At 71.4% G+C, this 23,017-nt stretch carries 21 protein-coding genes; 7 read left to right on the top strand and 14 right to left on the bottom strand.

The window, feature by feature from the left end:
* Window positions 1-77 precede the first annotated feature (77 nt).
* Entirely contained in the window at window positions 78-1,532 is a 1,455-nt protein-coding gene (locus EDF33_RS16750; RefSeq protein ID WP_123292412.1) for an APC family permease, read from the bottom strand.
* A gap of 98 nt (window positions 1,533-1,630) precedes the next feature.
* Here EDF33_RS16750 and EDF33_RS16745 point away from each other — a divergent pair, with 98 nt between their 5' ends.
* Window positions 1,631-2,059, top strand: coding sequence for a hypothetical protein (locus tag EDF33_RS16745; RefSeq protein ID WP_123292413.1), 429 nt, complete (start codon window positions 1,631-1,633; stop codon window positions 2,057-2,059).
* A 22-nt stretch (window positions 2,060-2,081) separates the two neighbouring features.
* Here EDF33_RS16745 and EDF33_RS16740 read toward each other — a convergent pair whose 3' ends face one another.
* From EDF33_RS16740 to EDF33_RS16730, 3 genes are read right to left on the bottom strand one after another with little or no spacing between them, the layout of a single operon-like run.
* Entirely contained in the window at window positions 2,082-2,708 is a 627-nt protein-coding gene (locus EDF33_RS16740) for a uracil-DNA glycosylase (protein WP_132100617.1), read from the bottom strand.
* Window positions 2,705-3,907 (bottom strand): glycosyltransferase, encoded by a 1,203-nt coding sequence (locus tag EDF33_RS16735; RefSeq protein WP_132100616.1) that lies wholly within the window; start codon window positions 3,905-3,907, stop codon window positions 2,705-2,707. The genes EDF33_RS16740 and EDF33_RS16735 overlap by 4 nt, the downstream gene beginning before the upstream one ends.
* 9 nt (window positions 3,908-3,916) lie before the next feature.
* A complete protein-coding gene (locus EDF33_RS16730; RefSeq protein ID WP_132100615.1) occupies window positions 3,917-4,753 on the bottom strand; it encodes a DUF429 domain-containing protein in 837 nt (278 codons plus the stop codon).
* A gap of 32 nt (window positions 4,754-4,785) precedes the next feature.
* Between EDF33_RS16730 and ligD the strand changes: the two genes are divergently transcribed.
* Window positions 4,786-5,805, top strand: a complete 1,020-nt coding sequence (gene ligD / locus EDF33_RS16725) for a non-homologous end-joining DNA ligase (RefSeq protein ID WP_131846293.1) — start codon at window positions 4,786-4,788, stop codon at window positions 5,803-5,805.
* Window positions 5,806-5,824: 19 nt separating this feature from the next.
* Here the strand turns inward: ligD and EDF33_RS20250 are convergent, their stop codons facing one another.
* The 3 genes from EDF33_RS20250 to EDF33_RS16720 form a co-directional block, all read right to left on the bottom strand.
* Window positions 5,825-5,968 (bottom strand): hypothetical protein, encoded by a 144-nt coding sequence (locus tag EDF33_RS20250; protein ID WP_165901405.1) that lies wholly within the window; start codon window positions 5,966-5,968, stop codon window positions 5,825-5,827.
* Window positions 5,965-6,126, bottom strand: coding sequence for a hypothetical protein (locus EDF33_RS20245; protein WP_159573681.1), 162 nt, complete (start codon window positions 6,124-6,126; stop codon window positions 5,965-5,967). Before EDF33_RS20245 ends, EDF33_RS20250 begins: the two co-directional genes overlap by 4 nt.
* A 138-nt stretch (window positions 6,127-6,264) precedes the next feature.
* Window positions 6,265-7,308 carry an ATP-dependent DNA ligase gene (locus EDF33_RS16720; RefSeq protein WP_131846292.1) on the bottom strand — a complete coding sequence of 348 codons (1,044 nt, stop codon included), beginning with the start codon at window positions 7,306-7,308 and terminating at the stop codon, window positions 6,265-6,267.
* Window positions 7,309-7,477: 169 nt separating this feature from the next.
* On the opposite strand from EDF33_RS16720, the gene EDF33_RS16715 reads away from it, so the two are divergent.
* Entirely contained in the window at window positions 7,478-8,521 is a 1,044-nt protein-coding gene (locus EDF33_RS16715; protein ID WP_165901404.1) for an MBL fold metallo-hydrolase, read from the top strand.
* Window positions 8,522-8,538: 17 nt separating this feature from the next.
* Here EDF33_RS16715 and EDF33_RS16710 read toward each other — a convergent pair whose 3' ends face one another.
* From EDF33_RS16710 to EDF33_RS16695, 4 genes are all read right to left on the bottom strand, one after another.
* Window positions 8,539-9,171 (bottom strand): NAD(P)H-dependent oxidoreductase, encoded by a 633-nt coding sequence (locus tag EDF33_RS16710; RefSeq protein WP_131846290.1) that lies wholly within the window; start codon window positions 9,169-9,171, stop codon window positions 8,539-8,541.
* A gap of 161 nt (window positions 9,172-9,332) precedes the next feature.
* A complete protein-coding gene (locus EDF33_RS16705; protein ID WP_131846289.1) occupies window positions 9,333-10,994 on the bottom strand; it encodes a putative Ig domain-containing protein in 1,662 nt (553 codons plus the stop codon).
* Between the two features lie 220 nt (window positions 10,995-11,214).
* Window positions 11,215-13,047 carry a hypothetical protein gene (locus EDF33_RS16700; RefSeq protein ID WP_132100614.1) on the bottom strand — a complete coding sequence of 611 codons (1,833 nt, stop codon included), beginning with the start codon at window positions 13,045-13,047 and terminating at the stop codon, window positions 11,215-11,217.
* Between the two features lie 136 nt (window positions 13,048-13,183).
* A complete protein-coding gene (locus EDF33_RS16695) occupies window positions 13,184-14,086 on the bottom strand; it encodes a LysR substrate-binding domain-containing protein (protein ID WP_111086860.1) in 903 nt (300 codons plus the stop codon).
* A gap of 105 nt (window positions 14,087-14,191) precedes the next feature.
* Between EDF33_RS16695 and EDF33_RS16690 the strand changes: the two genes are divergently transcribed.
* From EDF33_RS16690 to EDF33_RS20240, 3 genes are all read left to right on the top strand, one after another.
* Window positions 14,192-17,650, top strand: a complete 3,459-nt coding sequence (locus tag EDF33_RS16690) for a bifunctional proline dehydrogenase/L-glutamate gamma-semialdehyde dehydrogenase (protein ID WP_131846287.1) — start codon at window positions 14,192-14,194, stop codon at window positions 17,648-17,650.
* A gap of 157 nt (window positions 17,651-17,807) precedes the next feature.
* Entirely contained in the window at window positions 17,808-18,248 is a 441-nt protein-coding gene (locus tag EDF33_RS16685; protein ID WP_131846286.1) for a VOC family protein, read from the top strand.
* A gap of 47 nt (window positions 18,249-18,295) precedes the next feature.
* Complete coding sequence (locus EDF33_RS20240) at window positions 18,296-18,445, top strand: hypothetical protein (protein WP_165901403.1); 150 nt, start codon at window positions 18,296-18,298, stop codon at window positions 18,443-18,445.
* Window positions 18,446-18,617: 172 nt separating this feature from the next.
* Here the strand turns inward: EDF33_RS20240 and EDF33_RS16680 are convergent, their stop codons facing one another.
* Both EDF33_RS16680 and EDF33_RS16675 read right to left on the bottom strand, forming a co-directional pair.
* Complete coding sequence (locus EDF33_RS16680; RefSeq protein WP_123292423.1) at window positions 18,618-19,061, bottom strand: thioesterase family protein; 444 nt, start codon at window positions 19,059-19,061, stop codon at window positions 18,618-18,620.
* Complete coding sequence (locus tag EDF33_RS16675) at window positions 19,058-19,666, bottom strand: QsdR family transcriptional regulator (RefSeq protein ID WP_123292424.1); 609 nt, start codon at window positions 19,664-19,666, stop codon at window positions 19,058-19,060. The genes EDF33_RS16680 and EDF33_RS16675 overlap by 4 nt, the downstream gene beginning before the upstream one ends.
* A 47-nt stretch (window positions 19,667-19,713) precedes the next feature.
* Between EDF33_RS16675 and EDF33_RS16670 the strand changes: the two genes are divergently transcribed.
* Window positions 19,714-20,907, top strand: coding sequence for an acyl-CoA dehydrogenase family protein (locus tag EDF33_RS16670; protein ID WP_132100613.1), 1,194 nt, complete (start codon window positions 19,714-19,716; stop codon window positions 20,905-20,907).
* Between the two features lie 16 nt (window positions 20,908-20,923).
* Here EDF33_RS16670 and EDF33_RS16665 read toward each other — a convergent pair whose 3' ends face one another.
* Window positions 20,924-22,984: an alpha/beta fold hydrolase gene (locus EDF33_RS16665; RefSeq protein WP_132100612.1), complete on the bottom strand. Its 2,061-nt coding sequence runs from the start codon at window positions 22,982-22,984 to the stop codon at window positions 20,924-20,926.
* Window positions 22,985-23,017 lie beyond the last annotated feature (33 nt).

Genomic DNA, 23,017 nt, shown 5'->3' with positions numbered 1-23,017 from the left:
ACCCCATCCGCCGGCGGACAGGGAGACGAGCGCGATGGCGGCGATGACGATCGTCCAGATGACGGCGGTCGCGTCCATCAGACGTCGCGGTGGTCGTGCGGCGGGTGCTGCACCTTCGTCGGTTCGGTCACCAGGCCGGTCGGGGCCTTCTCGGGCTGCTTGCGACCGTGCGTGAACCAGGTCAGGATCCACAGCAGCACACCCAGGGCCAGCAGTGCACCGGCGATCTGGTACTGCTGCGGGTCACGGCCGGACGAGAACGGCAGCACGAGCCACAGACACGTGATGATGCCGATGACGGGGATGATCACGCCGGCTCGGAAGTGCTTGTGGTCGACCTTGTCGCGGCGGAGCACGAGCACCGTCAGGTTCACGACGGCGAACACGGTGAGCAGCAGGAGCGAGGTCGTGCCACCGAGGACCACCACGATCGGGGAGTCCGGGTCGAGCGAGACCCAGCCGATGAGCAGCAGGGAGATCGCGGTGGTGAAGACGATCGCGTTCGACGGGGTGCGACGAGCGGGGGAGATGCGGGCCAGGAAGCCCGGCAGCACGCCCTGCTTGCTCATGCCGTACAGCAGTCGCGACGCCATCATCATGTTGATCAGGGCGGTGTTGGCCACGGCGAACATTGAGATGAACGGCAGCAGGTCGGCGATCGGGAAGTCCGGTGCGGCGGTCTGCACGACGGTCACGAGCGGGGTCTCGTTGCCGGCGAGCTCACCGATCGGCACGACGGCGACGGCGCAGATCGACACGAGCGTGTAGATCACGGCCGTGATGCCGAGGCCGGTGAGCATCACCTTCGGGAAGATGCGCGAGGGGTCCTTGGTCTCCTCGGCCATGTTCACCGAGTCCTCGAAGCCGACCATCGCGAAGAACGCCAGCGACGTCGCCGTGGAGATCGACATGAGCAGGGTCTTGTCCTCCGGGGTCTCGAACATCACCACCCGCGAGAAGTCCGCGTTGCCACCCGCGATCGCCCAGAAGCCGATCAGGATCACCATGACGAGACCGGACAGCTCGACCAGGGTGAGGACCACGTTCGTCTTCACGCTCTCACTGACGCCGCGGAAGTTGATCGCCATCACCGCGAGCATGAAGCCCATGGCGATGAGCATCACGACGGCGTTCGGCAACTCGAGGCCGAACCCGACACCGAGGTTGGCGGCGAACGCCCGCGACGCCGTCGACGCCGAGGTGATGCCGGAACACATCACGATGAAGGTCACGATGAAGGTGATGAAGTGGACGCCGAACGCCTTGTGCACGTAGAGCGCAGCGCCCGCGGTCTGCGGGTACTTCGTGACGAGTTCCAGGTACGAGAACGCCGTCAGCAGGGCGACCGCGAAGGCGATGAGGAAGGGGAGCCACGCTGCTCCTCCGACCTCCGCCGCGACCTGACCGGTGAGCGCGTAGACACCCGTTCCCAGGATGTCGCCGACGATGAACAGCAGCAGGAGCTTGGGACCGATGACCCTGCGGAGCTCGGGCTGCTCCTGCTGTGGTCGGTCCGTCTTGGTGGTGGCCATGCGTCACCCTTGCGCGCGAGACGCCTTGCTGTCTAGTCCCACAGGAAGGTTTCTCGCGATCGCAACACGGTCGCTCGGCGACGGATACTCTCCGGGCCATGGACCACGAGTCGAACACCACCGAAGAGCCCGTCGAGTTCGCCGACTTCAACGCGAAGCTGCTGGTGCTCGACGTCCTCTGCTACGACCTCGACGTGCTCGACCCCTACGACCCGGAGACGGCCGACGAGACGGACGAGGACCTCGACGTCGACGGCCAGGACGACCGGGCCCGTGAGTACTACGACGACCTGGAACTCCTGCCGTCGCACCTGTCCCTCGTCACGGAGATCACCGTCGACACCGAGCTCGAGGTGCTCCAGGACGTACACCCCGGGTGGGAGGGCTCCGACGACCGCTTCGACCCGCAGAACTGGGACGACGTCCTCGACCTGCCGGCACTCCGCACCGTGTACGCAGCTGCGCCGCTGCCCGCCCACGTCGCCGAGGCCCTGGCCGCGAAGGGCGTCGAGGTCCGCTCAGCCTGACCGGAGGAACCGGCACGGGGAACTACAGCGAGCGGTCCAACGCTTGCAGCTGCTCGGTGAACTGCTTCGCGCCGCCCTGCGCCGGGTGCCGGACGGCGATCGCCTCGATGCCGGCCAACGCGAGCGCACCCTGGGCCTTCCGCCCCACCGCGACCACCCGGACCCGGTCGACGCCACCGAGCGCCTCGAGCAGTGCGAGGGCGACCGATGCTCCCGACCGCACCTCGCCCGGACGGGGTGTGCGGTTCGTCAGCCGGTCCGGGGCGACGAACGGGTGGTGCGGGAAGATCGCCCACGCCACGGGGAGCGGCCCGGTCCAGTCGGACATTGCCGCCTGCACCACACGTGATGAGGCCTCCCACGGAGCGGTCGGCTCCGGCGGCACCAGGTAGTCGTCGCCGAACCGGTCCGTCCCGAGTTCGCGCATGCTCGTGAACGGGATGCCGGTGTTCGTCATGCCGCGCCACCCGGGTGCCTCGGCCACGAGCAGGGTGTCAGCCGCCGGCCCGAACTGCTCCAGGTACCGCTGCAGGTTCGATCGCCGCAACCGCCCCTCGGCCGAACCGAAGTCGTACAGCGCCTCGGCGTCCGCCTCCACCGGCACGGCGTCGAGTGCCGCCCAGAACCCCGACGCGTCGAAGCGGCTCACGAGCGGCCGAGCACCCGGCGGTACACGTCCTCGAGCCCCGAAGCCGACCGCTCCCAGCTCAGACGCTCCGCGTGCTCCCGACCGGCCGAGGACAGCGCGGCCGCGTACCTGGAGTCGGTCAGGATCCGCTCGATCTCGGCAGCCCACACCGACGGCTCACGCGACTCGAGCACGACACCCGTCTCACCGTCGACCACGGCCTCACGCAGGCCCCCGGCAGCCGCGGCCACGACCGGCACCCCGGACGCCGAGCCCTCCAGCGCCACGAGGCCGTACGTCTCGGAGTGCGACGGCACCAGCACGGCTGCCGCGCCACGGAACAGGAACGCCAGGTCGGCACGCGACTGCGGCCCGATGAAGGTGACGCGGTCGGCGATGCCACGCGCGGCGGCGAGCCGACGCAGTTCGTCAACGTAGTCACCCGCCTCGCTCGAAGCATCCCCGGCGATGACCAGGGTGGGACGGGCCTCCTGGCTGATGCCCGCGATCGCCTCGATGGCCAGGTCGAGCCCCTTCAACGGCTGCACGCGAGCCGCCGCGACGACGTAGGGGGTGGCGGCCCGGCGCGCACTCGCGGCCGCGGGACGGAAGACCGACCCGTCGACCCCGGGCGGCACGATCCAGATCCGCGCGTCGGCACCGCCGAGCCGCGTCCGGACCGTCGACGCCTCGGCTTCGGACACCACGACGACCGCATCGGACTCACGCGCCAGCTGCTGCTCGCCCGTGATGCGCCCGGCGGACTCGGGCCGCTCACCCTCGGACAGCGGCGTCTCGGGGTCGGCAGCGATCGAGTGGAACGACTGCACGTGCGGGATGCCACGCTCACGGGCGACCGGCAGGGCAGCGGCACCGGAGAACCAGTGGTGCGAGTGCAGGACGTCGAACGGCCCGAGCTGCTCGAGCTCGTGGCGGAACGGCTCGATGAACGCGTCGTGCTCGCCCTTCGGCACCGGCTCCGCCGGACCTGCTGACAGGAACCGCAGGCACACCCCCGGCACGAGCGACACCGAGTCCGGCTGCGTCGGCGCCGAACGCCGCGTGATGATGTCGACGTGGTGGCCACGATCGGCCAGCGCCTCGGCCTGGTGCCGGACGACGACGTTCATGCCGCCGACCTCGCCCGAGCCGGGTTCGTCTCCGGGGGAGGTGTGCAGCGACACCAGCCCGATGTGCAGGGGTTCGCTCGTCGTGCTCACCGGTCAACCCTAGCCGCGCGTGCCCCGCTGCGACGGGCGCGCAGGCGCCACCACGACGGGCCGGCGGCTCGCCTCGTCCACCGGGTCGGACGGGAGGCCCGGATCGCCTCCCAAGATCTGCACGCGCTGGTCACCGTGCCGCTCCCAGAACGCCGCCGTCCAGGCACAAAGGGCACCGTCGAGCAGGTCCTCGCGGTGCTTGTGGGTCGGGCCGTGGAGCACCGACGGGTCGGCGAGGCCCGCAGTCAGCGGATGCGAGTCGAGCTGCAACGGCGGGTCGAGCGGGGTCTCGCGCAGGCGCCGGACGAGCTCGTCGAACGCCTCGGCGCGGCGTGCCCGGGCCTCGGCTGCCGGCACCCTGAGGTCCAGGCGCTTGTACCGGGGCCGCTCGACGTCGTACCCGAGCTCCTCCACGCCGACCAGGGTCGTGTACGGGTAGCACTCGAACATCGCCGGCCCGGTCCTGGCGTGCATGGATGCCGTGTCGGACACGTACTCGACGCCCAGTGCGGTGAGCCGGTCGAGCAGGCTGGCGCCGGCGCTCGCCGCGGAGGCCTGGTTCGTCGGGTTCGCCGCCACCTTCCACCGGCCGTAGCGCTGCCCGACCTGCCGTTCGGACTCGCGGATGCCGGTCGGGTTCGTCACGACGAGCGAGGCGTCGACGGCGATGAGCGACCGCGGCCCGAGGTGTTCCGCGACCCAGGTCGTGACGTCGTCGACCCCGCGGGCCCATCCGGCATCGGTGATCGTGCCGTCGGACTCCATCGCGACCAGTCCGGTCTCGTTCGGGGCACGGCTCGCGGTGCCGAGCCCCCACGCCAGGTCCACTCCGAGGTACGCGCTCACTCGTCCATCGTGCACCGAGTACCTTCCGCTGCATGGCGAGCGAAGCGACGACGGTGCGGGTACCCGGGCCCGACGGGGACCGCGAGGTCCGGATCAGCAGTCCCTCGCGCGTGCTCTGGCCGGAGGCCGGGATCACCAAGGCCGACCTCGCCGAGTACCTGGTGACCGTGGGCGACGCCTTCGTCCGGGCCAACGGCGACCGGCCCATCTCGCTGCAGCGGTTCCCCGGCGGCGTCGACGGCGAGCAGTTCTTCTCGAAGAACCCGCCGAAGGGCGCCCCGGTGTACGTGCGGTCGGTCACGGTGACGTACCCGAGCGGCCGGAAGCACCCGCAGCTCGTCATCGACGAGCCGGCCGTCGCGGTGTGGGCCGCGCAGATGAACACCGTGGTCTTCCACCCGTGGGCGTCGCGCGCCGAGGACAGCGACCACCCGGACCAGCTCCGCATCGACCTCGACCCGCAGCCCGGCACGGACTTCTCGGATACGGTGCCCGTGGCGCAGGAACTCCGGAAGGTCCTGGACGAAGCGGGTCTGACGGCGTGGATCAAGACGAGCGGCAACCGCGGTCTGCACGTGTTCGCCCCGATCGCACCCGAGCACGAGTTCCTCGACGTCCGGCACGCCGTGATCGCCGCCGCCCGAGAACTCGAACGGCGGATGCCCGACCTGGTCACGACGGCGTGGTGGAAGGAGGAGCGAGGCCAGCGGGTCTTCGTCGACTTCAACCAGGCGAACCGTGACCGGACGATGGCCGGTGCCTACAGTCCACGGGCTCTCGCGCACGCCTCGGTGTCGACGCCGATCACGTGGGACGAGCTGCCGACCGCGGACCCGACGACCTTCACGATCCGGACCGTCCCCGAACGCTTGGCGACGATCGGCGACCCGTGGCAGGCGATGCACGACGAGCCAGCGAGCATCGCGCCGCTGCTGGCGTGGTGGGAGCGCGACCTGGAGAACGGCGAGGGTGAACTGCCGTTCCCGCCGGACTTCCCGAAGATGCCCGGCGAGCCGCCGCGTGTGCAACCGTCCCGAGCCAAGAAACCCTGAGTCGGGTCAGCGGGGACCGTCAGACGGAGGGCAGGGTGTCCGTCGAGCGGTCGGGGTCGTCGACGCGCGACGTCTGCATCGGCAGCCCGACGCTCGCCGTGTGCAGGCGGGTCAGGCGCGACCAGGTGCCGCGGTGCGCGTCGCTGATGCCGTCGACGATCACGAGCCCAGGCCGATCGTGACGAGTGCGAGCGCGGTGGCGGTCACGCCGGCGATGGCGCTGATGACCGCACTGAGCTGCAGGGTGCGCTGGCGGCGTGCCTCGCGTACCTCGGTGAAGGGGTTCCGCTGCGAGTGGCGGACAAGCGTGCTGGTGCTCATGTCGATCCGCTTTCGGTCCTGGGGCTCCCGGGATGGGTGCCTCGTGGTGCTGATCACCATCGTGGCAGCGTTTCGCTAGTTCGACTAACTACTTTCCTGCGATCACGGGGAAGACGACGAAAAACGGACAACCACGCGTCAGGACAGGACATCCCGCAGGTCGTACGCCGACGGCACCTCGAGCTGGTCGAACCCGCACGACGCCGCGTCGCGGTCCGGACGCCACCGTTCGAACTGCACCGTGTGCCGGAACCGGTCGCCCTCCATCTGGTCGTACCGGACCTCGAGCACGACTTCCGGCGCCAGCCGGACGAACGACGTGTCGCGACCCGACGAGAACCGCGAGCGTTCCCCGTCACCGGTGACGGGCCTCCCGTCCGCATCGCGGAGCACGACGGGCTCGAGCTCGTCGACCAGGGCGAGCCGGCGCTTGTCGGAGAAGGCGGAGACGCCGCCGACCTGGCGGAGCTCACCGTCGTCGCCGTACAGCCCGACGAGCAGCGACCCGACGCCCGAGCCGCTCTTGTGCACGCGGTACCCGATCGCGACGACGTCGGCCGTCCGGTGGTGCTTGATCTTGAGCATGGTCCGCTTGCCCGGTTCGTACGGCTTGGCCCGGCGCTTGGCGACGACGCCGTCGAGTCCGGCGCCCTCGAAGGTGGTGAGCCACTCGCGTGCCTGGTCGACGTCGAGTGTGGTGCGCGTGACGAACAGCGGGTCGGACATGCCGCTCGCGAGCTGTTCCAGCCGGTCACGTCGTTCGTCGAACGGCAGGTCGACCAGCTCGTCGCCGTCCGCTGCGAGCAGGTCGAACGCGACGAACTGCGCGGGCGTCTCGGCGCTGAGCTTCGCGATCCGCGAGGCCGCCGGGTGGATGCGCTGCGACAGTGCCTCCCAGTCGAGGCGCTCGGCTCCGGGCTCGCCCGAGCGAAGGATCACCTCGCCGTCGAGCACCACCGGGTGGTCACGGCCGCCGAACTGCGCGCGGAAGGCCTCGACGAGTTCGGGGAAGTAGCGCGTGAGCGGCTTCGCCCCGCGGCTGCCGATCTCGACGTCGTCGCCGTCGATCGTCACGATGCCGCGGAAGCCGTCCCACTTCGGTTCGTACCGCAGGCCACCGGTCACGCTGTCGGGTTCCGGGACGTCGGCGACGGCCTTGGCCAGCATCGGTGCGATCTCCATGCGTCGTGTCTACTCGGGCGCGGGTGGGGCTTGCGTGGGCGGGGTGTGCGCTTGGTGAGCAGGAATGGTCGGGTCCGGCGCGACGACTCGACCATTTCTGCTCACGAAGTGCGGCCGGGAGGCCCGGATCACCCGGGGCAGGTCGGATCGCGTCAGTAGTGTGGTGCGGGTGACGACCGTGCCCCCGTCGGCAGCGCCGGCTCCGGAACCGATCAGCCCCGTGCAGGCCGCCGCGCTCCGCGACGGCGTCCTGCCGCCCGTCGAACAGATCCGGCCGGGGATCTGGACCTTCGCGGTGCCGTTCCGGTTCGGGGTGCCCGACGCGACCCTGGTCTACGTGGTGGAGGGGTCGGACGGGTCCCTCGCGCTGATCGACCCCGGGTGGTCGGCCGACGACGGGCTCGATGAGGTCCGCGCCGCGCTGTCGGCGATCGGCCGGTCGCTCGACGACGTGTCCCTCGTCGCCGTGACGCACCTGCACGCAGACCACCTCGGTGCCGCCGCCGCGGTGCGTCGAGCGACCGGTGCGCGGGTCGCGATGCACGGGCTCGAGGTCGACGCGCTGGAGCGGGAGCGCACCGACGCGGTGCGGAACGACGCCGACATCGCCACGTGGGGCCTGCCGCCCGAGCTGCACGACGGCGTCGTCGCGGCCTGGGGGAGCGGGCGACGGATCGGGCTCGGCTGGAGCGAGGCGCCCTACGCCGACCTGCTGCTGGCCGACGGCGACGAGCTGCCGATCCCTGGGCGCACCATCCGGACCCTCTGGACGCCCGGGCACACCGCCGGTCACGTGTGCTTCGTCGACGAACCGGACGGGCTGCTCTTCACCGGGGACCACGTGCTGCCGCGGATCAACTCGGGGATCGGCCTCGGTGGTCGGACCGCCACGAACCCGCTCGGCGACTACCTGGCGTCGCTCAGCCGACTCGACGTGTACGCCGGGCTCGAGGTCTGCCCGGGCCACGAGTACCGGTTCGCCGACGTCGTCGCCCGCGCGCAGACGTTGGCTCGACACCGCGAGGAGCGGTCGCGGCACGTCGCCGAAGCACTCGACCTGCTCGACCGGCCCACGCTGTTCGAAGTCGCCGCGCGTGTGCCGTTCAGCGGCGGGATCGAGTCGATGACCGGGTTCCTGCTCGCGAGCGCACTGACGCAGACGGCGTTCCACGCCGAGCTGCTCGGCCGGTCGGACGAGATCCGTCCCGCCTGACCGCTCGCGTCCTGACCTCAGCCGAGGGTCGACGCCAGGCGCTCGATCGTCGTCTTCGCGTCGGCGAGCTCGGCGGACGCGTGCTCGGCGAGCGGGGCGAGGTCGGGCAGCCGGTCGGCCAGGGTCGCACTGACCGTGATCGGGTAGAGCTTCATGCCGAGCGCCGTGCCGAGGATGAGGTGTAGGACCGGCGAGCCGTGGTCCCAGTCCTCGGTCGGGGTGCCGGCGTCGTACGTCGCACCGCGGCTGACCACGGTCACGACCGGACGGCCGGCCAAGGGCTGCACGTCGCCCGCCAGGACCCCGGGGATGTGGATGCGGTCGATCCAGGCCTTGAGCGTCGACGGCACCGTGTAGTTGTACAGCGGCGACCCGACGACCACGACGTCGGCGGCGAGGAGTTCGTCGATGACCTCCTGGCGTAGTGCCTCGGCCTCGGGAGCGACGGACTCGTCCGCGGTGCGGTCCGCTGCCGCCCAGTGCAGCGCCGAGGTCTCGAGGTGGGGGAGCTGGTCGACGTGCAGGTCGCGGCGGACCACCGTGTACTCCGGTCCGCGTGCGCGCCAGGCATCGGCGAACGCGGCGGTCAGCGCGCGCGAACGGGAGTGGGAGAGGTCGGCCGAGGAGTCGATGTGCAGCAGCGTGGGCATGGTGCCCACGCTACCGACGGTGGGACGGAAACGGCCCCGCCGCCCCGGGGAGGCGGACAGGCGGGGCCGAGCCGGGCCTCCCGTCCGTCACGCGGGCACGCGACGGACGGGAGACGACGGGGGACCGTCAGCGCTGGTCGTACGTCAGCGCTGGTCGTCCGTCAGCGCTGTGCGCGGCGACGGCGCAGGGTGCGGGCGCCGATCAGGCCGGCACCGGCGACGAGCAGACCGAGGGCCCAGGGCAGGGCGCCGGTGGCGTCCGAACCCGTGTAGGCGAGCTGGCCGCCACGGTTCGTCGGGGTGACCGGTGCGGCCGCGGGGACCGGGGTGACCGGAGTGGACACACCGGGCACTGTCGGGACCGCGGTCGGCTGGACGTCCACCGCGAACGAGGTGGTGAAGTCACCGGCCGAGACGGACAGGTTGTGGATCGACGCGTGCGGGAACGTGACGTTCACGAGGCCGAAGAAGCCCAGGTCGGGGTCCGGCGCGATGACGTCGCTCGCCACGTCCGAGGTGACGGTCGGGACGATCGACTCCTCGTTCTCGTCGGTGATCTCGTTGCCGAACACGTCGACCAGGCCGCCGGACACGACGAGCGTCCCGCCCTGCTTGATGGTCGGCCGGCCGCCCTCGACCTCGTTGCCGGTGTAGCCGCCCTCACCGTCGCCCGTGATGGTGAACGTGTAGACCTTGCCCTCCGGGTCGATGATCCAGCTGGTCCGGGTGCTCGTGTCGTCCTCGTCCTCGCCGAGGTCGAACGCACCGGCACGGTCGGTCGTGAAGACGATGATGCCGAGCGGCGCGGCGGCCTCGACGGTCAGGTCGACGTACTGCGTGACGGTCTCGGTGCCGCTCGTCGCGGTGACCGCGAAGGTCCAGTCGGACGCTTCCGTCGAGACGCCGCTGAGCTCACCGGTGGAGGCGTCGAACGTGATGCCGTCCGGGAGCTGCTCGTCGGGCTCCGGGACGTACTCGTCACCGTTCTCGTCGTAGTACGTGGTGTCCTCGAGCTCGTCCTCGTCGAACCACGCGAGCGCGTACTTCGGCTCCGGGAAGCCCTGCGCACGGAAGGTGTGCGAGAACGCGTCACCGGCCGTGGTGCTCAGCTCGAGCGGGTGGTCAGCGTGGGCGCCGGCCTTCGTCGGCTTGCCGTCCTCGCCGAGGAAGGCTGGGGTCTGGCTGACGGGCGCGGTCGCGTCGGAGGTCACCGAGGTCGTCTCGGTGGCGCCGGGCAGGGTGCCGGTCACCGTGACGGTGATCGTCTTGCGCACGTCGGTGGGGTCGATGCGGTAGGTCGCGGTCTTCGACAGGACGTTGCGGTCCTGGTCAGCCCAGACGTACTTGTACGAGGAGTCCTCGTCGAAGCCGGTGACGACGGCGCTCAGGAGGGTGCCGACCTTGGCTGCACCGTCGATGGTGACGGTCGCGTCGGCGGCCTTCGTGGTGACGTCCGGGGTCGGCGTCGCGGTCGGAGCCGGGGTCTCGGCGGCCGGAGCCGTCGTCGCGGGGGTGGTCTGCTCGTCGGCCGGGGTGGTCGCGTCGTCGCTCGGGGTGGGGGCCGGGGTCTCCTCGGCGGGTGCCGGGGCCGGGGTCTCCGTGGTCTCGTCCGCGGGGACAGACGGCTCGTCGGTCGGTGCGGGCGTCTCCGTCGCGACGGGGGCCGTTGTCTCGTTCGAGGAGACGGGCTGCGTCGAGTCGGTCGGCTCGACGGCGCTGGCGGCGGTCGCCGACATGATGCCGAGACCGGTGGTCAGACCGACGAGTGCGACGGTGGTGCCGACGGCGCAAGCGCGACGAACGGCGGAGGTGCTGCGGTGCACGGGTTCCCCCCATGTTCAGGTCCGGCTGGGTGGCCGGATCGTAAGAATCTGCCGAGAGTTTCGGCCTGCTCGGATCGTAGTGCGGCTGCGTGGCCGTTCAGGCGTCGGTGACCGGAATGTGACCATGGTTGGGGGTCCGTGCGGAAACCCGCGTCGGACGGGAGGCCCGTGGCGGATCCGCCACGGGCCTCCCGTCCGTCATCCGGTGCGGTGCACCGCGTCAGGCGCGTCGGCGACGCAGGCGGTGGACGAGCAGGCCGCCGCCGGCGGCCAGCAGGCCGAGCGCCCAGGCGAGCGTGCCGGACGTCTCCGCGCCCGTGAACGCGAGGGTGCCGGTACCGGCCGTCGGGGGCGTGGTGCCGACGATGGCGGCCGCGGGCTGCACGTCCACGTCGAACGAGGTCGAGACGTCACCGAGTGCGACCGTGATCGTGTGCGGCGACGCGTGCGGGAACGCGACGCGGGGCTCCCACGGGCCGTGGGGGAGCAAGACCTCGTCGCTCGACACCGTGCTCGTGACGACGGGCTGTGCGCCGTCCGACTCCTGCGTGCTGTTCCCGAACGCGTCGAGCGCCGTCACACGGATGGCCATCGTCGAGCCCTGGGCCACCGGGACCGCGTCGAACGGGATCGACTCCCCGCTCTCCGCGAAGACCTCGCGCAGCCCCCGGCCGTCGCGGAGCCAGCCCCTGGGGGACCCGATCGTCCCGACGAGCAGGCTGAGTTCCTCGGTGGCGGCCGGACGGATGGACAGGTGGACGTACTGCGTGGCCGCCCGGGAGCCGTTCATCGCCATGACCTGGAAGTCGTACTCACCGGCCACCGTCGGGGCGCCGCTCAGGACCCCGCTCGTGTCACCGACGGCGATCCCGAGCGGCGCGATCGGGGCTTCGTTGCCCGGGACGGGGAACGCGGTCGCGCCGGTCAGCAGCACGTAGTGGAGCTCGCTCGAGGACCCGGTGGCGGTGAAGGTGCGTTCGACCTGCTCGCCCGCGATCGTCTCGATGCGGATCGGGGACTCCGGCGTCGACTGCTCGTCGAACATGATGGTGTCCGGAGCCGCGGGTTCGCCGGTGCCCTCGGCGCCGACCACCACGTCGAACGCCGTGGAGACGCCGCCCTCCGAGACCGTCACGGTCCGGGTACCGGTCCCGCCGAAGGTCACGGTCGTCGAGGAGTCTCCGTCGTTCCACGTGGCCACGTCGGAGTCGTCCGTGCTGGTGACCGTCGACCGCGGGTAGTCGTCGTCACCGCCGGGGGTGGTCCGGTTGCCGTAGGCGTCGACGGCGAGCCCGGCGAGGGTGAGCGGGGTGTCCTCGGCGACGGGGATGTCCGGCACGATGCGGACTCGGCCCTGCCCGGCGGCCTGCTCCCAGATCGTGCCGTCGGCTTCGACCTGCCAGAGGCCGTCGTAGTCCGGCGTCGCGACCCCGAACGTCACGCCCACGGGGGCACCGGGGGAGACGGTGAGCTCCACGTACTCGGTGATCTGGGTCGAGCCGCTCAACGCGACGACCTCGAAGTCGAACGTGCCGGCCTCTGTCGGGGTGCCGCTCAGGACACCGGTCTCCACGTTGACGCTGTACGCCGCTGACGGGGCGTCCTGGATGGCGTAGCCCACGGTGCCGTTGCCGCCGGTGGTCTCGAAGGTGTGCGAGAACGGGGTGCCGGCGGTCGCGGTGAGGACGAGCGGGGCGTCCGCGGTCGACGGCTCCGTGAACGCCAGGTCGCTGCCGTCGTCGGCGGCGGGCGCAGCGGGCAGTGGGGTCTCCGACTCGTCGGCGGGAGCCGGCGTCGGATCGGGAGTCGTGCCTCCCGGCTGCTCGTCGGGGGCGTCGGTCGGGACGGGCGTCTCGGGCGCCTCGGGCGAGGCGGACGCAGCGGGTGTCGCGGCGCTCGTCGCCACCGGTGTCACGGTGCTGGTCGCGGTCGGTTCCTCGGCGGCGACGGCGGTCGTGGCGCCGATGCCGAGGGCCGACGAGGCGGCGACGATGGCGACGGCGGCGCCGATCGCGGCGACGCGACGCGTAGTGGACGTGCAGGGCTGACTCATGGGATCCCCCTCGGATACCGGACGGGGCACCGAGAAGTGCCCTCACCCAGGAGATGTCGTCGATCCCGCGATCCTGACGGCCCGTCAGGTCTCGGTTCGGTCTCGGTGCAGTCAGCCGGATCGGGGACGGGGCCCGTCAGTCGCCGACGGCCGCCGCGGCGCGTTCGAGGGCGGCGCGCAGCGCACGGACCGCGGGCGAGGACGCCCCGGCGGCGCGCACGACGGTGAAGATCGTGCGGCGGGGCTGCTCGGGCAGTTCGAGCAGGCGGCAGGTCGTCGTGCGTCCGGTCCACATCAGGTCCGGCATCAGGCTGACGGCGTTGCCGGACTCGACCAGTCGGATCTGGGTCTGCAGGTCGGCGGTCTCGTAGCGGACGTCCGGCTCGAAGCCCCAGCGTCGGCACACCTGCTCCGCGAAGTGCCGCGACGCCGTCCCGCGGGGTTCCATCACCCACGGCAGGGCCTCGGCGTCCTCGAGGCTCGAGACCGGTAACAGCGCCGTGTCGAGCGGCGGCAGCGCCAGCCGGACCGCATCGGTGGTCAGGTCCGAGCGGTCGAGCCCGGACAGGTGCGGGGCGGCGTGCGCCGGGTACTGCTCGGCGATGACCATGTCGAAGTCCCGCGCCCACGTCTCGTTCAGGGCGGTCTCCGGCTCGCGCTGCACCATCTCGACCCGGACGTCGGGGTGTTCGGTGGCCATCTCGTGCAGGGCGTTGGGCATCAGCGCGAGGGCGGCGGACTGGAACACGGCGACGCGCACTCGCCCCTGGACCGACGGCAGGGTGTCCTCGACCTGCGCCTGGGCCTGCTCGAGCACGTCCTGCACGTGGCCGGCGGCGGCGACGAGCACCTCGGCCTGCGGGGTGAGCTGCAACCGTCGGCCGGCCTTGCGGAGGAGCTGCACCCCTGCCTCGCGTTCCAGGGCGCTGAGCTGCTGCGAGACCGCCGACGGCGTGAAGTTCATGGCCTCGGCGACGGCCGCGATGGTGCCGCGGATCGACAGCTCGCGGAGCAGGACCAGGCGGCGGACATCGAGCATGGTCTGACGGTAGCGGGGCCGCCGTAGATTCGGTAGTGCAACTGAACGGTACCCATCAGGAACGGTCGCTTCCGCTACCGTATCCCGGGCCTCCACACTGATCCCATGACGACCCTGCAGGAGCACCCCGCCACCGACCACGACGCGCTGGCGGACCAGTCCGTCGCACTCGTCCGACAGTGGCTGGCCGAGGCCGAGTCGTTCCCGGTGGACGGCTCCGCCAAGCAGCTCGCCGGGGTGCTCGCCGACCCCGCAGGTCTGGACTTCGCCGTCGGCTTCGTGGACGGCGTCGTCCGCCCGGAAGACCTCGCCGTCGCCGCGCGCAAGCTCCGGCAGATCGCGCCCGGTGCCCCCGGGTTCCTGCCCGCCGCGATGCGCGGACTCGTGCGCCTCGGTGGCGGCATGGCACCGGTGCTTCCGGGCGTCGTCGTGCCCATCGCTCGCCGAGTGCTGCGGGGCATGGTCGGCCACCTCATCGTCGACGCGACCGACTCGAAGCTCGGGCCCGCCATCGCCAAGATCAAGCGGGACGGCGTCCGGCTCAACGTGAACCTGCTCGGCGAGGCCGTGCTGGGCGAGCGCGAGGCCGCGCGCCGGCTCGAGGGCACGCACAAGCTCCTGGCACGCGACGACGTCGACTACGTGTCGATCAAGGTCTCGTCGACCGTGCACCCGCACTCGCCGTGGGCGTTCGACCACGCCGTCGACGACATCGTCGAGCAGCTCCGCCCGCTGTTCGAGCGCGCCGTGGCCTCGACCCCGGCGAAGTTCATCAACCTCGACATGGAGGAGTACAAGGACCTCGACCTGACGATCGCGGTCTTCACGAAGCTCCTCGACGAGCCTGCGTTCCTCGGGCTCGAAGCCGGCATCGTCCTGCAGGCGTACCTGCCCGACGCCCTCGCCGCGATGGAGCAGTTGCAGGAGTGGTCCGCCGCTCGCCGGGCCCGTGGTGGTGCCGGCATCAAGGTCCGCCTGGTCAAGGGCGCGAACCTGCCCATGGAGCAGGTCGAGGCCTCGGTGCACGGCTGGCCGCTCGCCACCTGGCACACCAAGCAGGACTCCGACACCAACTACAAGCGCGTGCTCGACTGGGCACTCACGCCGTCGCGCGTCGAGAACGTCCGCGTCGGCGTCGCCGGGCACAACCTGTTCGACGTCGCGCACGCGTGGCTGCTCGCCGGTGAGCGGGGCGTGCGGGACGGCATCGAGTTCGAGATGCTGCTCGGCATGGCGCAGGGCCAGGCGTCGGCAGTGAAGAACACGGTCGGTTCCCTCCTGCTCTACACGCCGGTCGTCCACCCCGGCGAGTTCGACGTCGCGATCGCGTACCTGATCCGCCGCCTCGAAGAAGGCGCCTCGCAGGACAACTTCATGTCCGCGGTCTTCTCGCTGGTGTCGTCGCCGCCGCTGTTCGCCCGCGAAGAAGAACGCTTCCGCGCCTCGCTCGTGCCGCTCGCCACACCCGAGGGCCTCGCCGCTCCCGCGTCCCACCGCGTCGCCGACCGCTACGCGGCCGTTGGGCGCCCCGGACCCGGCCGGTTCGAGAACACGCCGGACAGCGACCCGTCGGTCGCGCCGGTGCGCCAGTGGGGGTCGGCGATCACGGACCGGATCGCGTCGTCGACGCTCGGCGTCCGCGCCGTCCAGGAGGCCCGGGTCGACTCCGCCGCGTCACTCGACTCGGCGCTCGCTCGCGTCCAGGCCGCCGGTGCGGTCTGGGGGACCTGGTCCGGTGCCGCTCGTGGCGCCGTGCTGCACGCCGTCGGCGACGCACTCGAGGCGAACCGCGCAGCACTCATCGAGGTCATGGCCGCGGAGACCGGCAAGACCATCGACCAGGCCGACCCCGAGGTGTCCGAAGCGATCGACTTCGCACACTTCTACGGCTCGCTCGCGTCCCAGCTCGACGACCTCGACGGTGCGACCTTCACCCCGGCCACGCTGACCCTCGTCGCACCGCCGTGGAACTTCCCGGTCGCGATCCCCGCCGGCTCGACGCTGGCCGCACTCGCTGCCGGGTCCGCCGTCGTCCTCAAGCCGGCGCCGCCCGCCGAGCGCTCCGGGGCCGTCCTCGCCTCGATCATCGAGACCGCGCTCGACGCCCACGGGGCCCCGGCCGACGTGCTCGCGTTCCTGCAGGTGTCCGAGAACGAGCTCGGCCAGCAGCTCATCGCCTCGCCGATGGTCGACCAGGTGATCCTCACCGGTGCCTACGAGACCGCAGAGCTGTTCCGCTCGTTCCGCTCTGACCTGCCGCTGCTCGCCGAGACCTCGGGCAAGAACGCCGTGATCGTCACCCCGTCGTCGGACCTCGACCTCGCGGTGAAGGACGTCGTCGCCTCGGCCTTCGGGCACGCCGGCCAGAAGTGCTCGGCCGCGTCGCTCGTGGTGATGGTCGGCTCGGTCGCGAAGTCGAAGCGCTTCCGCAACCAGCTCCTCGACGCCGTGTCCTCGCTCACCGTCGGCTCGCCGACCGACCCCACCACCCAGATGGGCCCGATCATCGAGCCGGCATCGGGCAAGCTGCTCGCCGGCCTGACGACGCTCGGTGCGGGGGAGACCTGGGCCGTCGAGCCGAAGCAGCTCGACGAGACCGGCAAGCTCTGGAGCCCCGGTGTCCGCCAGGGCGTCCGCCGCGGCTCGGAGTTCCACCGCACCGAGTACTTCGGCCCGATCCTCGGCATGATGACCGCTGACACCCTCGACGAGGCGATCGACATCGTCAACGAGGTCGACTACGGCCTGACCTCGGGCCTGCACTCGCTCGACCCGGCCGAGATCGGCACCTGGCTGTCGCGGATCCAGGCGGGCAACCTCTACGTCAACCGCGGCATCACGGGCGCCATCGTCCGTCGGCAGCCGTTCGGTGGCTGGAAGAAGTCGGCCGTCGGCGCGGGCACGAAGGCCGGCGGGCTGAACTACCTGCTCGGGCTCGGGTCGTGGGCGCCTGCTGCGTCGACTGCTGCGTCCGTTCCTTCCGCTCCGGTCAGCGCCTTCGTCCGTGCGGCCGGGGGCACCTCGCCGGTGCTCGACCGGTCGCTGGCGTCGGACGAGCAGGCCTGGTCGACGCTGTTCGGCACCGCGACCGACGTCTCGGCCCTGAGCGCCGAGCGGAACATCGCGCGGTACCTGCCGTTCCCGTCGGTGCAGGTGCGCCTGGCTTCTGGTGACGAGGATGCTGTTCCTGACCTCGTCCGCGTCGTCGCGGCTGCGCTCCGGGCCGGCACGACGATCGACGTCTCGACGGCCGCCGCGCTGCCGACACCCGTCGCATCGGCGCTCCGCTCGCTGCCCATCGTCCGGTCCGTCTCGCAGTCGGTCTCCGACGAGTCCTTCGCGTCGTCGATCGCGGCGGGGCCGTCGACCCGTGTCCGGCTCATCGGCGGCGACACCTCTGCGCTGTACTCGGCGATCGGCGGGCGTCCCGACGTCGCGGTGTACGGCGGCCCCGTGACCGAGGCCGGGCGGCTCGAGATCCTGCCGTTCGTCCGCGAGCAGGCGGTCTCGATCACGGCGCACCGCTTCGGCACGCCGAACCACCTGACCGACGAGCTCATCTGACCGGACCGCGGCGCTGGCGTTCGGGTCGAGCGCCGCTGTCCGGTCGCCGCACGCTGTCGGGATGCACCGAGGTGGCAGGGGTTGCCTCGGGTGCGCGTCGCAACCACGGCGCGCACCCGACAGCCCTGCGTCGGGTCGAACCCGGAGGAGCTCCACCATGACCGAACCGTTCGCACGCCCGACCGCCCTTGCCCACGTCCGCGTCACCGTGACCGACATCCACCGCAGCAAGGCGTTCTACCGGCAGCTGCTCGGCACCGACCCGGCGATCGACTTCAGCGACCAGGTCGACGAGCCCGGCGTGCGCGAGGACCGCGAGCGCTTCTACGGCGGCTCCGTGTTCCGGCTCGGCGACCAGGTCTTCGGTCTCCGCCCGGTCGCTCCGGCGGGGCAGACGTTCGACCCGGACACCGTCGGCCTCGACCACGTCAGCTTCGTCGTGGGATCCGTCGACGAGCTGCACCAGGCGGCCGCACGTCTCGACGCCGCGGGGGTCGAGCACGGCGAGGTCACCGACCTCGGTGACGCCGGCATGGTGATCCTGTCCGTGCAGGACCCCGACGACATCAACCTCGAGCTCGCTGCCCTCAAGTCCTGAGCAGTCCTCGGGCCGCGGGCTAGCATGGGGTGACGAGAGGGGACGTCATGCGCTTCGTGCAAGCCATCGGCCGGGGGATCGGCTTCGTGTTGTCGACCGTGGCGAAGGTGCTCGGGACCCTGAACGGCGCGAAGCCAGCGGGCGACGACCTCGCCGCGCGGCTGAACCAGCCGAGCCGCGACGACTACCGCCCCTGACCTTCTCGCTGCGCCAGCCCCCGGAGCCCGGTCCCGATCCGGCCTGCACAACCAAAGTGCCCTCGAGCCACGCGATTGCGCGGTTCGAGGGCACTTTGGTTGTGCGCCGAGGTGGGCAGGGTCGGCGCCCGAGCGGCGGCGCCGCGTCGGTGTCGGGCGACGGCGCGCGGGGTCAGTCGGCGACGGCGGGCTCCTGCGCGACCATCGTGCCGGTCACGAGCGCGCGCAGCGACTCCGGCAGGGGGATCGGTCGGCGGGCGCCCTCGCGGTCGATGATGACGTGCGCGAACTCGCCGGTGGCGAGCAGCGCGCCGTCGGACTGCCGGAACAGGCCGAACTCCCACGACAGGCTCGTGTTGCCGAGGTGCTTGGACCGCATCCCGACCTCGATGACGTCCGGCCAGACGGCGGACTCGACGAATCGGCAGCTCGACGACACCAGCACCGCGATCCACTCCGACGTGAAGGGGTCGAGACCCGCTTCCTCGCGGAACCAGTACGTCGACGCGTTGTCCATCGCCGAGTAGTAGATCGTGTTGTTGACGTGCCCGAACATGTCGTTGTCGTTCCAGCGCGTGGGGTAGAGGCGGCGGAACGGGTACTCGTCGATGGTCATCGGTCTCCGATCGGAGGTGCGGGTGTGGCGTGATCGGCGGCGGGGCGCAGCACGTACTCGAACGCGGCGCGTGCCCGGACGGGGTCGGGGGCCTCACCGGAGATGAACTCAGCGTAGGTGAACGACTCTGAGATCCGGACGAGCAGCCGCGCGAGCTCTTCGGCGGACAACGGGGCCGGATCGAACTCGCCGGACGACTGCTCCTCGACCACGAGCGCCGTGACCCGTTCGACGAACCGGCTCTGCACGTCGCTCTCCGAGGTGGTCAGCAGGCGCATCGCCCGCGCGGGTTCGCGGGTCAGGAAGGCGCGGAAGTAGGTGGCCTCGATGAGGTCGGCGGTGAACCGGTCGAGCACGTCGACGATGCGCGCCGCTCCGGACGACCCGATCGTGTCGGCAGCGCGGGACGCCCGGTCGAGCGTCGGGACTGCGAGGGACCACAGGATCTCGGACAGCAACCGGTCACGGTTGCCCACCCACCGGAACAGTGACGTACGGTCCACGCCGAGTGCGGCAGCCAACGCGCCCATGTCGATCCGTGAGCCGTCGATGAACGTGTGGCGAGCCTCCCGGAAGGCGCGCAGCGCAGAATCCGATGTGTACACGCGGTCCTCCCTTGCAACGTTTTCGAGAATGATGCATCGTTGGTTCCATGTCAACGCTGACGCCCACGACGGGCCTCCTCGAATCGGACTTCTACGGCTTCCAACAGCAGCTGACCGAGCCGGAGCGCGCGTCGATCGGGCGACTCCGCGAGTACCTCGAGCGCGAGGTCGCGCCCATCGCCGACGGGTACTGGGCACGCGCCGAGTTCCCGATGCAGGTGATCGCGCCCCTCGCCGAGCTGGGCATGTACGGGCCGGGGATCCCGCTCGTGCGCCAGTTCGAGAACTCGGCCGTGTACCGCGGGTGGGCTGCGCTCGAGCTCGGACGCGTCGACGCCAGCGTCGCGACGTTCATCGGCGTGCAGTCGGGTCTGGCGATGAACTCGATCGCCGTCGCCGGCAGCGAGGAACAGCAGCGCGAGTGGCTGCCGCGCATGGCGGCCGGCGAGGTCATCGGGGCGTTCGGCCTGACCGAACCGCTGTCCGGCAGCGACTCCGCCCGTGGCCTGCGCACCACCGCCCGCCGCGACGGCAACACGTGGGTGCTCGACGGCGAGAAGCGCTGGATCGGCAACGCCACCTTCGCCGACGTCGTCGTCATCTGGGCGAAGGACGTCGCCGACGAACAGGTGAAGGGCTTCCTGGTCACCACGGACACCCCCGGCTTCACTGCCACGAAGATCGAGGACAAGATCGCGCTGCGTGGGGTGCAGAACGCCGACATCGTCATGCAGGGGGTGCGCGTGCCGGAATCGCGTCGGCTCCAGCGCGCCGACTCGTTCCGGTCGACCGCCGAGGTGCTCCGTCTGACCCGCACCGAGGTGGCCTGGCAGGCCGTCGGCATCGCGGTCGGCGCCTACGACGCAGCGCTCGCGTACGCCCGCGAGCGGATCCAGTTCGGTAAGCCCATCGCCGCGCACCAGCTCGTGCAGGACCTGCTCGTGAAGTCGCTGTCGAACATCACGGCCTCGATCGCGCTCTGCACGCAGGCCTCGGCCATGCAGGACGCCGGCATCGGGGGCGACGAGCACTCCGCCCTGGCGAAGGCGTTCGCGACCGCGAAGATGCGCGAGACCGTCGGCTGGTGCCGCGAGGTGCAGGGCGGCAACGGCATCGTGCTCGACAAGGGTGTCGCCCGGTTCTTCGCGGACGCCGAGGCGATCTACTCGTACGAGGGCACGCGCGAGGTGAACACGCTGATCGTCGGTCGTGCGATCACCGGGCAGGCCGCGTTCGTCTAGCAGCCCGCCCGGCGCGCTACCCGAGCAGCTCCGGCCGCTTCCATTCCTGGCCGAGCACGTGCTGCCCGAGGAACGCGAACACCGTCTCGTACCAGACCACGGCGTGCTGCGGCGAGAGCACCCAGTGGTTCTCGTCCGGGAAGTACAGGAACCGGTGCGGCATCGTGCCGTCGTCTGCCGCGTGGTGCTCGGCGAGCTCGGACCACAGTCGCAGCCCCTCGCCGATCGGCACCCGGTAGTCCTTGTCGCCGTGGACCACGAGCATCGGTGACGTGATGTCCGCCACGAAGCGGTGCGGGTCGTTGGCCTCGATGCCGGCGGCGTCGAAGATCGACGACCAGTACTGCGACGAGTCCGTGGTGCCGTTGAACTGGTCGAGCGCCCACAGGCTCGCGTGCGTGACGATCGCGCGGAACCGGTCGGTGTGCCCGGCGACCCAGTTCGCCATGTAGCCGCCGAACGAGCCGCCCATCGCCGCCGTGCGGGTCTCGTCGATGTCCGCTCGGGCCTCGACCGCGTCCGTGATCGCCAGCAGGTCGGTGTACGGCGCTTGCCCCCACGCGTTCCACCCACGGTTCACGAAGTCGAGTCCGTAGCCGGTCGACAGTGCGGGGTCCGGCAGCAGCACGGCGTACCCGCGCGCCGCCAGGAGCATCGGGTTCCACCGCCACGACCACTGGTTCCACGAGTTGAGCGGCCCGCCGTGGATCCAGAGCAGCAGCGGGTGCGGCCCGTCACCGTCCGGCACGACCAGCCAGCCGCGCACGCGCGCGCCGTCGGCCGCGGTCGTCTCGACCTCTTCCAGGTGCGCGGGGACATCGGGCAGTGTCGCGGGCGTCGCGAGCGGGGTCACCTCGCCGTCCGTCGCGATCCGCACGGGGTGCAGTGGTGCCGCCCAGGAGGCCCGGAGCGCCACGACCGCGCCGTTCGCCTCCGCCACGCGCAGGCTCGAGTACGCCCAGTCGTCGTGCGTCAGCTGTTCGACGGCTGCGCCGTCGAGGGGGATCCGGAATACCGGCGCCCGGCCGTCCTGGTCCGCCACGGCCAACAGCGCGCGGTCGCCGTGCTCGAACACGAGCTCGCTCGGCCAGCGGTCCCAGTCGGTGGCGATGCGGCGCGGGTCCGACCCGTCGATGCCGGCGGTCCAGACCTCTTGCTGGTTCGCACCGGCGGGGGTGGAGCGCACCGTCCGGACCCACGCGATCGTGCGACCGTCGTGGCTCAGCGCGGGCATCTCGTGGTCGACGTCGGCGTCGTCGAACAGCACCGTGCGGTGGCCGCTGGTGCAGTCGATCGTGACGAGCGTCGAGCGGTCTCCACGGGCCTCCCGGACACCCACGGCTGCCAACAGGACGGAACCGTCGGGCGTGAGGGCCCCGGCGACGTGGTCCAGCGACCGGCCGGGAGCCGGCGTGCGGTCGGTGAGGCGGGGGAGCGCGGCGGCGTCCTCGGCGTGGTCTTCGGTCTGGCCTTCGGCCAGGTCGAGCGTGAGGATGTGGGTCTGGTCCGGGCCGAGGTCGTGGTCCCAGTACCGGACCGGGTAGGTCTCGTGCAGGATCGCGCGGACCTTCTTGTCCGTGCGGGCCTTGCGGAGCTCGGCGTCGGTGTCGACCACGGTGGCCGGGTCGGTACCGGCGCTGGGCAGCAGGTCGGCGGTGAGCGCGACGGTGTCGGCGGCCGCAGCGGTCGCCAGGACGCCGCCGACCCCGCCGGTGAGCCGCGTGAGGGGGCGGGCTTCACCACCGGCCGCCGGGAGGACCCAGAGCTGGGCGGCGTCGACGTCGGTGGCATCGGCGTCGGGTCGGGCGGAGACGAAGAGCAGGTCGCCGGTGCGGGTGAAGGCGATGCCGCCCTCGCCCTTGGCGGAACGGGTGAGGCGGACCGGGCTGGCGGTGGGTCCGTCCGCGTCGACGGTCGGGGCCGCGGGCACCTGCCAGATCGAGCGCCGGTACCCGGTGCGGTCCGGGTCGAGCGCACTGACCGTCAGGGCGACGCGCTCGCCGTCGGGGCTGATCGCGATCCCGTCGACCCGGGGGAGCGCGGTGTACTGGTCGAGGTCCGAGAACGGCGTCGTCATGCGTTCACGCTATCGAGGTCGTCCGCGGAGCGG

Source organism: Curtobacterium sp. PhB146 (assembly GCF_004342995.1).
Lineage (GTDB): Bacteria > Actinomycetota > Actinomycetes > Actinomycetales > Microbacteriaceae > Curtobacterium.
The sequence above is the reverse complement of the archived record's forward strand: the minus strand, read 5'-3'. Positions and strand labels throughout refer to the sequence as shown.

Excerpts from the sequence above, each read along its gene's own strand:
- EDF33_RS16665 (WP_132100612.1), bottom strand. The coding sequence starts at position 22,984 with ATGACGACGCCGTTCTCGGACCTCGACCAGTACACCGCGCTCCCCCGG.
- EDF33_RS16745 (WP_123292413.1), top strand. The coding sequence starts at position 1,631 with ATGGACCACGAGTCGAACACCACCGAAGAGCCCGTCGAGTTCGCCGAC.
- EDF33_RS16750 (WP_123292412.1), bottom strand. The coding sequence starts at position 1,532 with ATGGCCACCACCAAGACGGACCGACCACAGCAGGAGCAGCCCGAGCTC.
- EDF33_RS20245 (WP_159573681.1), bottom strand. The coding sequence starts at position 6,126 with ATGAGCACCAGCACGCTTGTCCGCCACTCGCAGCGGAACCCCTTCACC.
- EDF33_RS16670 (WP_132100613.1), top strand. The coding sequence starts at position 19,714 with ATGTCAACGCTGACGCCCACGACGGGCCTCCTCGAATCGGACTTCTAC.
- EDF33_RS16690 (WP_131846287.1), top strand. The coding sequence starts at position 14,192 with ATGACGACCCTGCAGGAGCACCCCGCCACCGACCACGACGCGCTGGCG.
- EDF33_RS20240 (WP_165901403.1), top strand. The coding sequence starts at position 18,296 with ATGCGCTTCGTGCAAGCCATCGGCCGGGGGATCGGCTTCGTGTTGTCG.
- EDF33_RS16685 (WP_131846286.1), top strand. The coding sequence starts at position 17,808 with ATGACCGAACCGTTCGCACGCCCGACCGCCCTTGCCCACGTCCGCGTC.
- EDF33_RS16680 (WP_123292423.1), bottom strand. The coding sequence starts at position 19,061 with ATGACCATCGACGAGTACCCGTTCCGCCGCCTCTACCCCACGCGCTGG.
- ligD (WP_131846293.1), top strand. The coding sequence starts at position 4,786 with ATGGCGAGCGAAGCGACGACGGTGCGGGTACCCGGGCCCGACGGGGAC.
- EDF33_RS16720 (WP_131846292.1), bottom strand. The coding sequence starts at position 7,308 with ATGGAGATCGCACCGATGCTGGCCAAGGCCGTCGCCGACGTCCCGGAA.
- EDF33_RS16700 (WP_132100614.1), bottom strand. The coding sequence starts at position 13,047 with ATGAGTCAGCCCTGCACGTCCACTACGCGTCGCGTCGCCGCGATCGGC.
- EDF33_RS16695 (WP_111086860.1), bottom strand. The coding sequence starts at position 14,086 with ATGCTCGATGTCCGCCGCCTGGTCCTGCTCCGCGAGCTGTCGATCCGC.
- EDF33_RS16710 (WP_131846290.1), bottom strand. The coding sequence starts at position 9,171 with ATGCCCACGCTGCTGCACATCGACTCCTCGGCCGACCTCTCCCACTCC.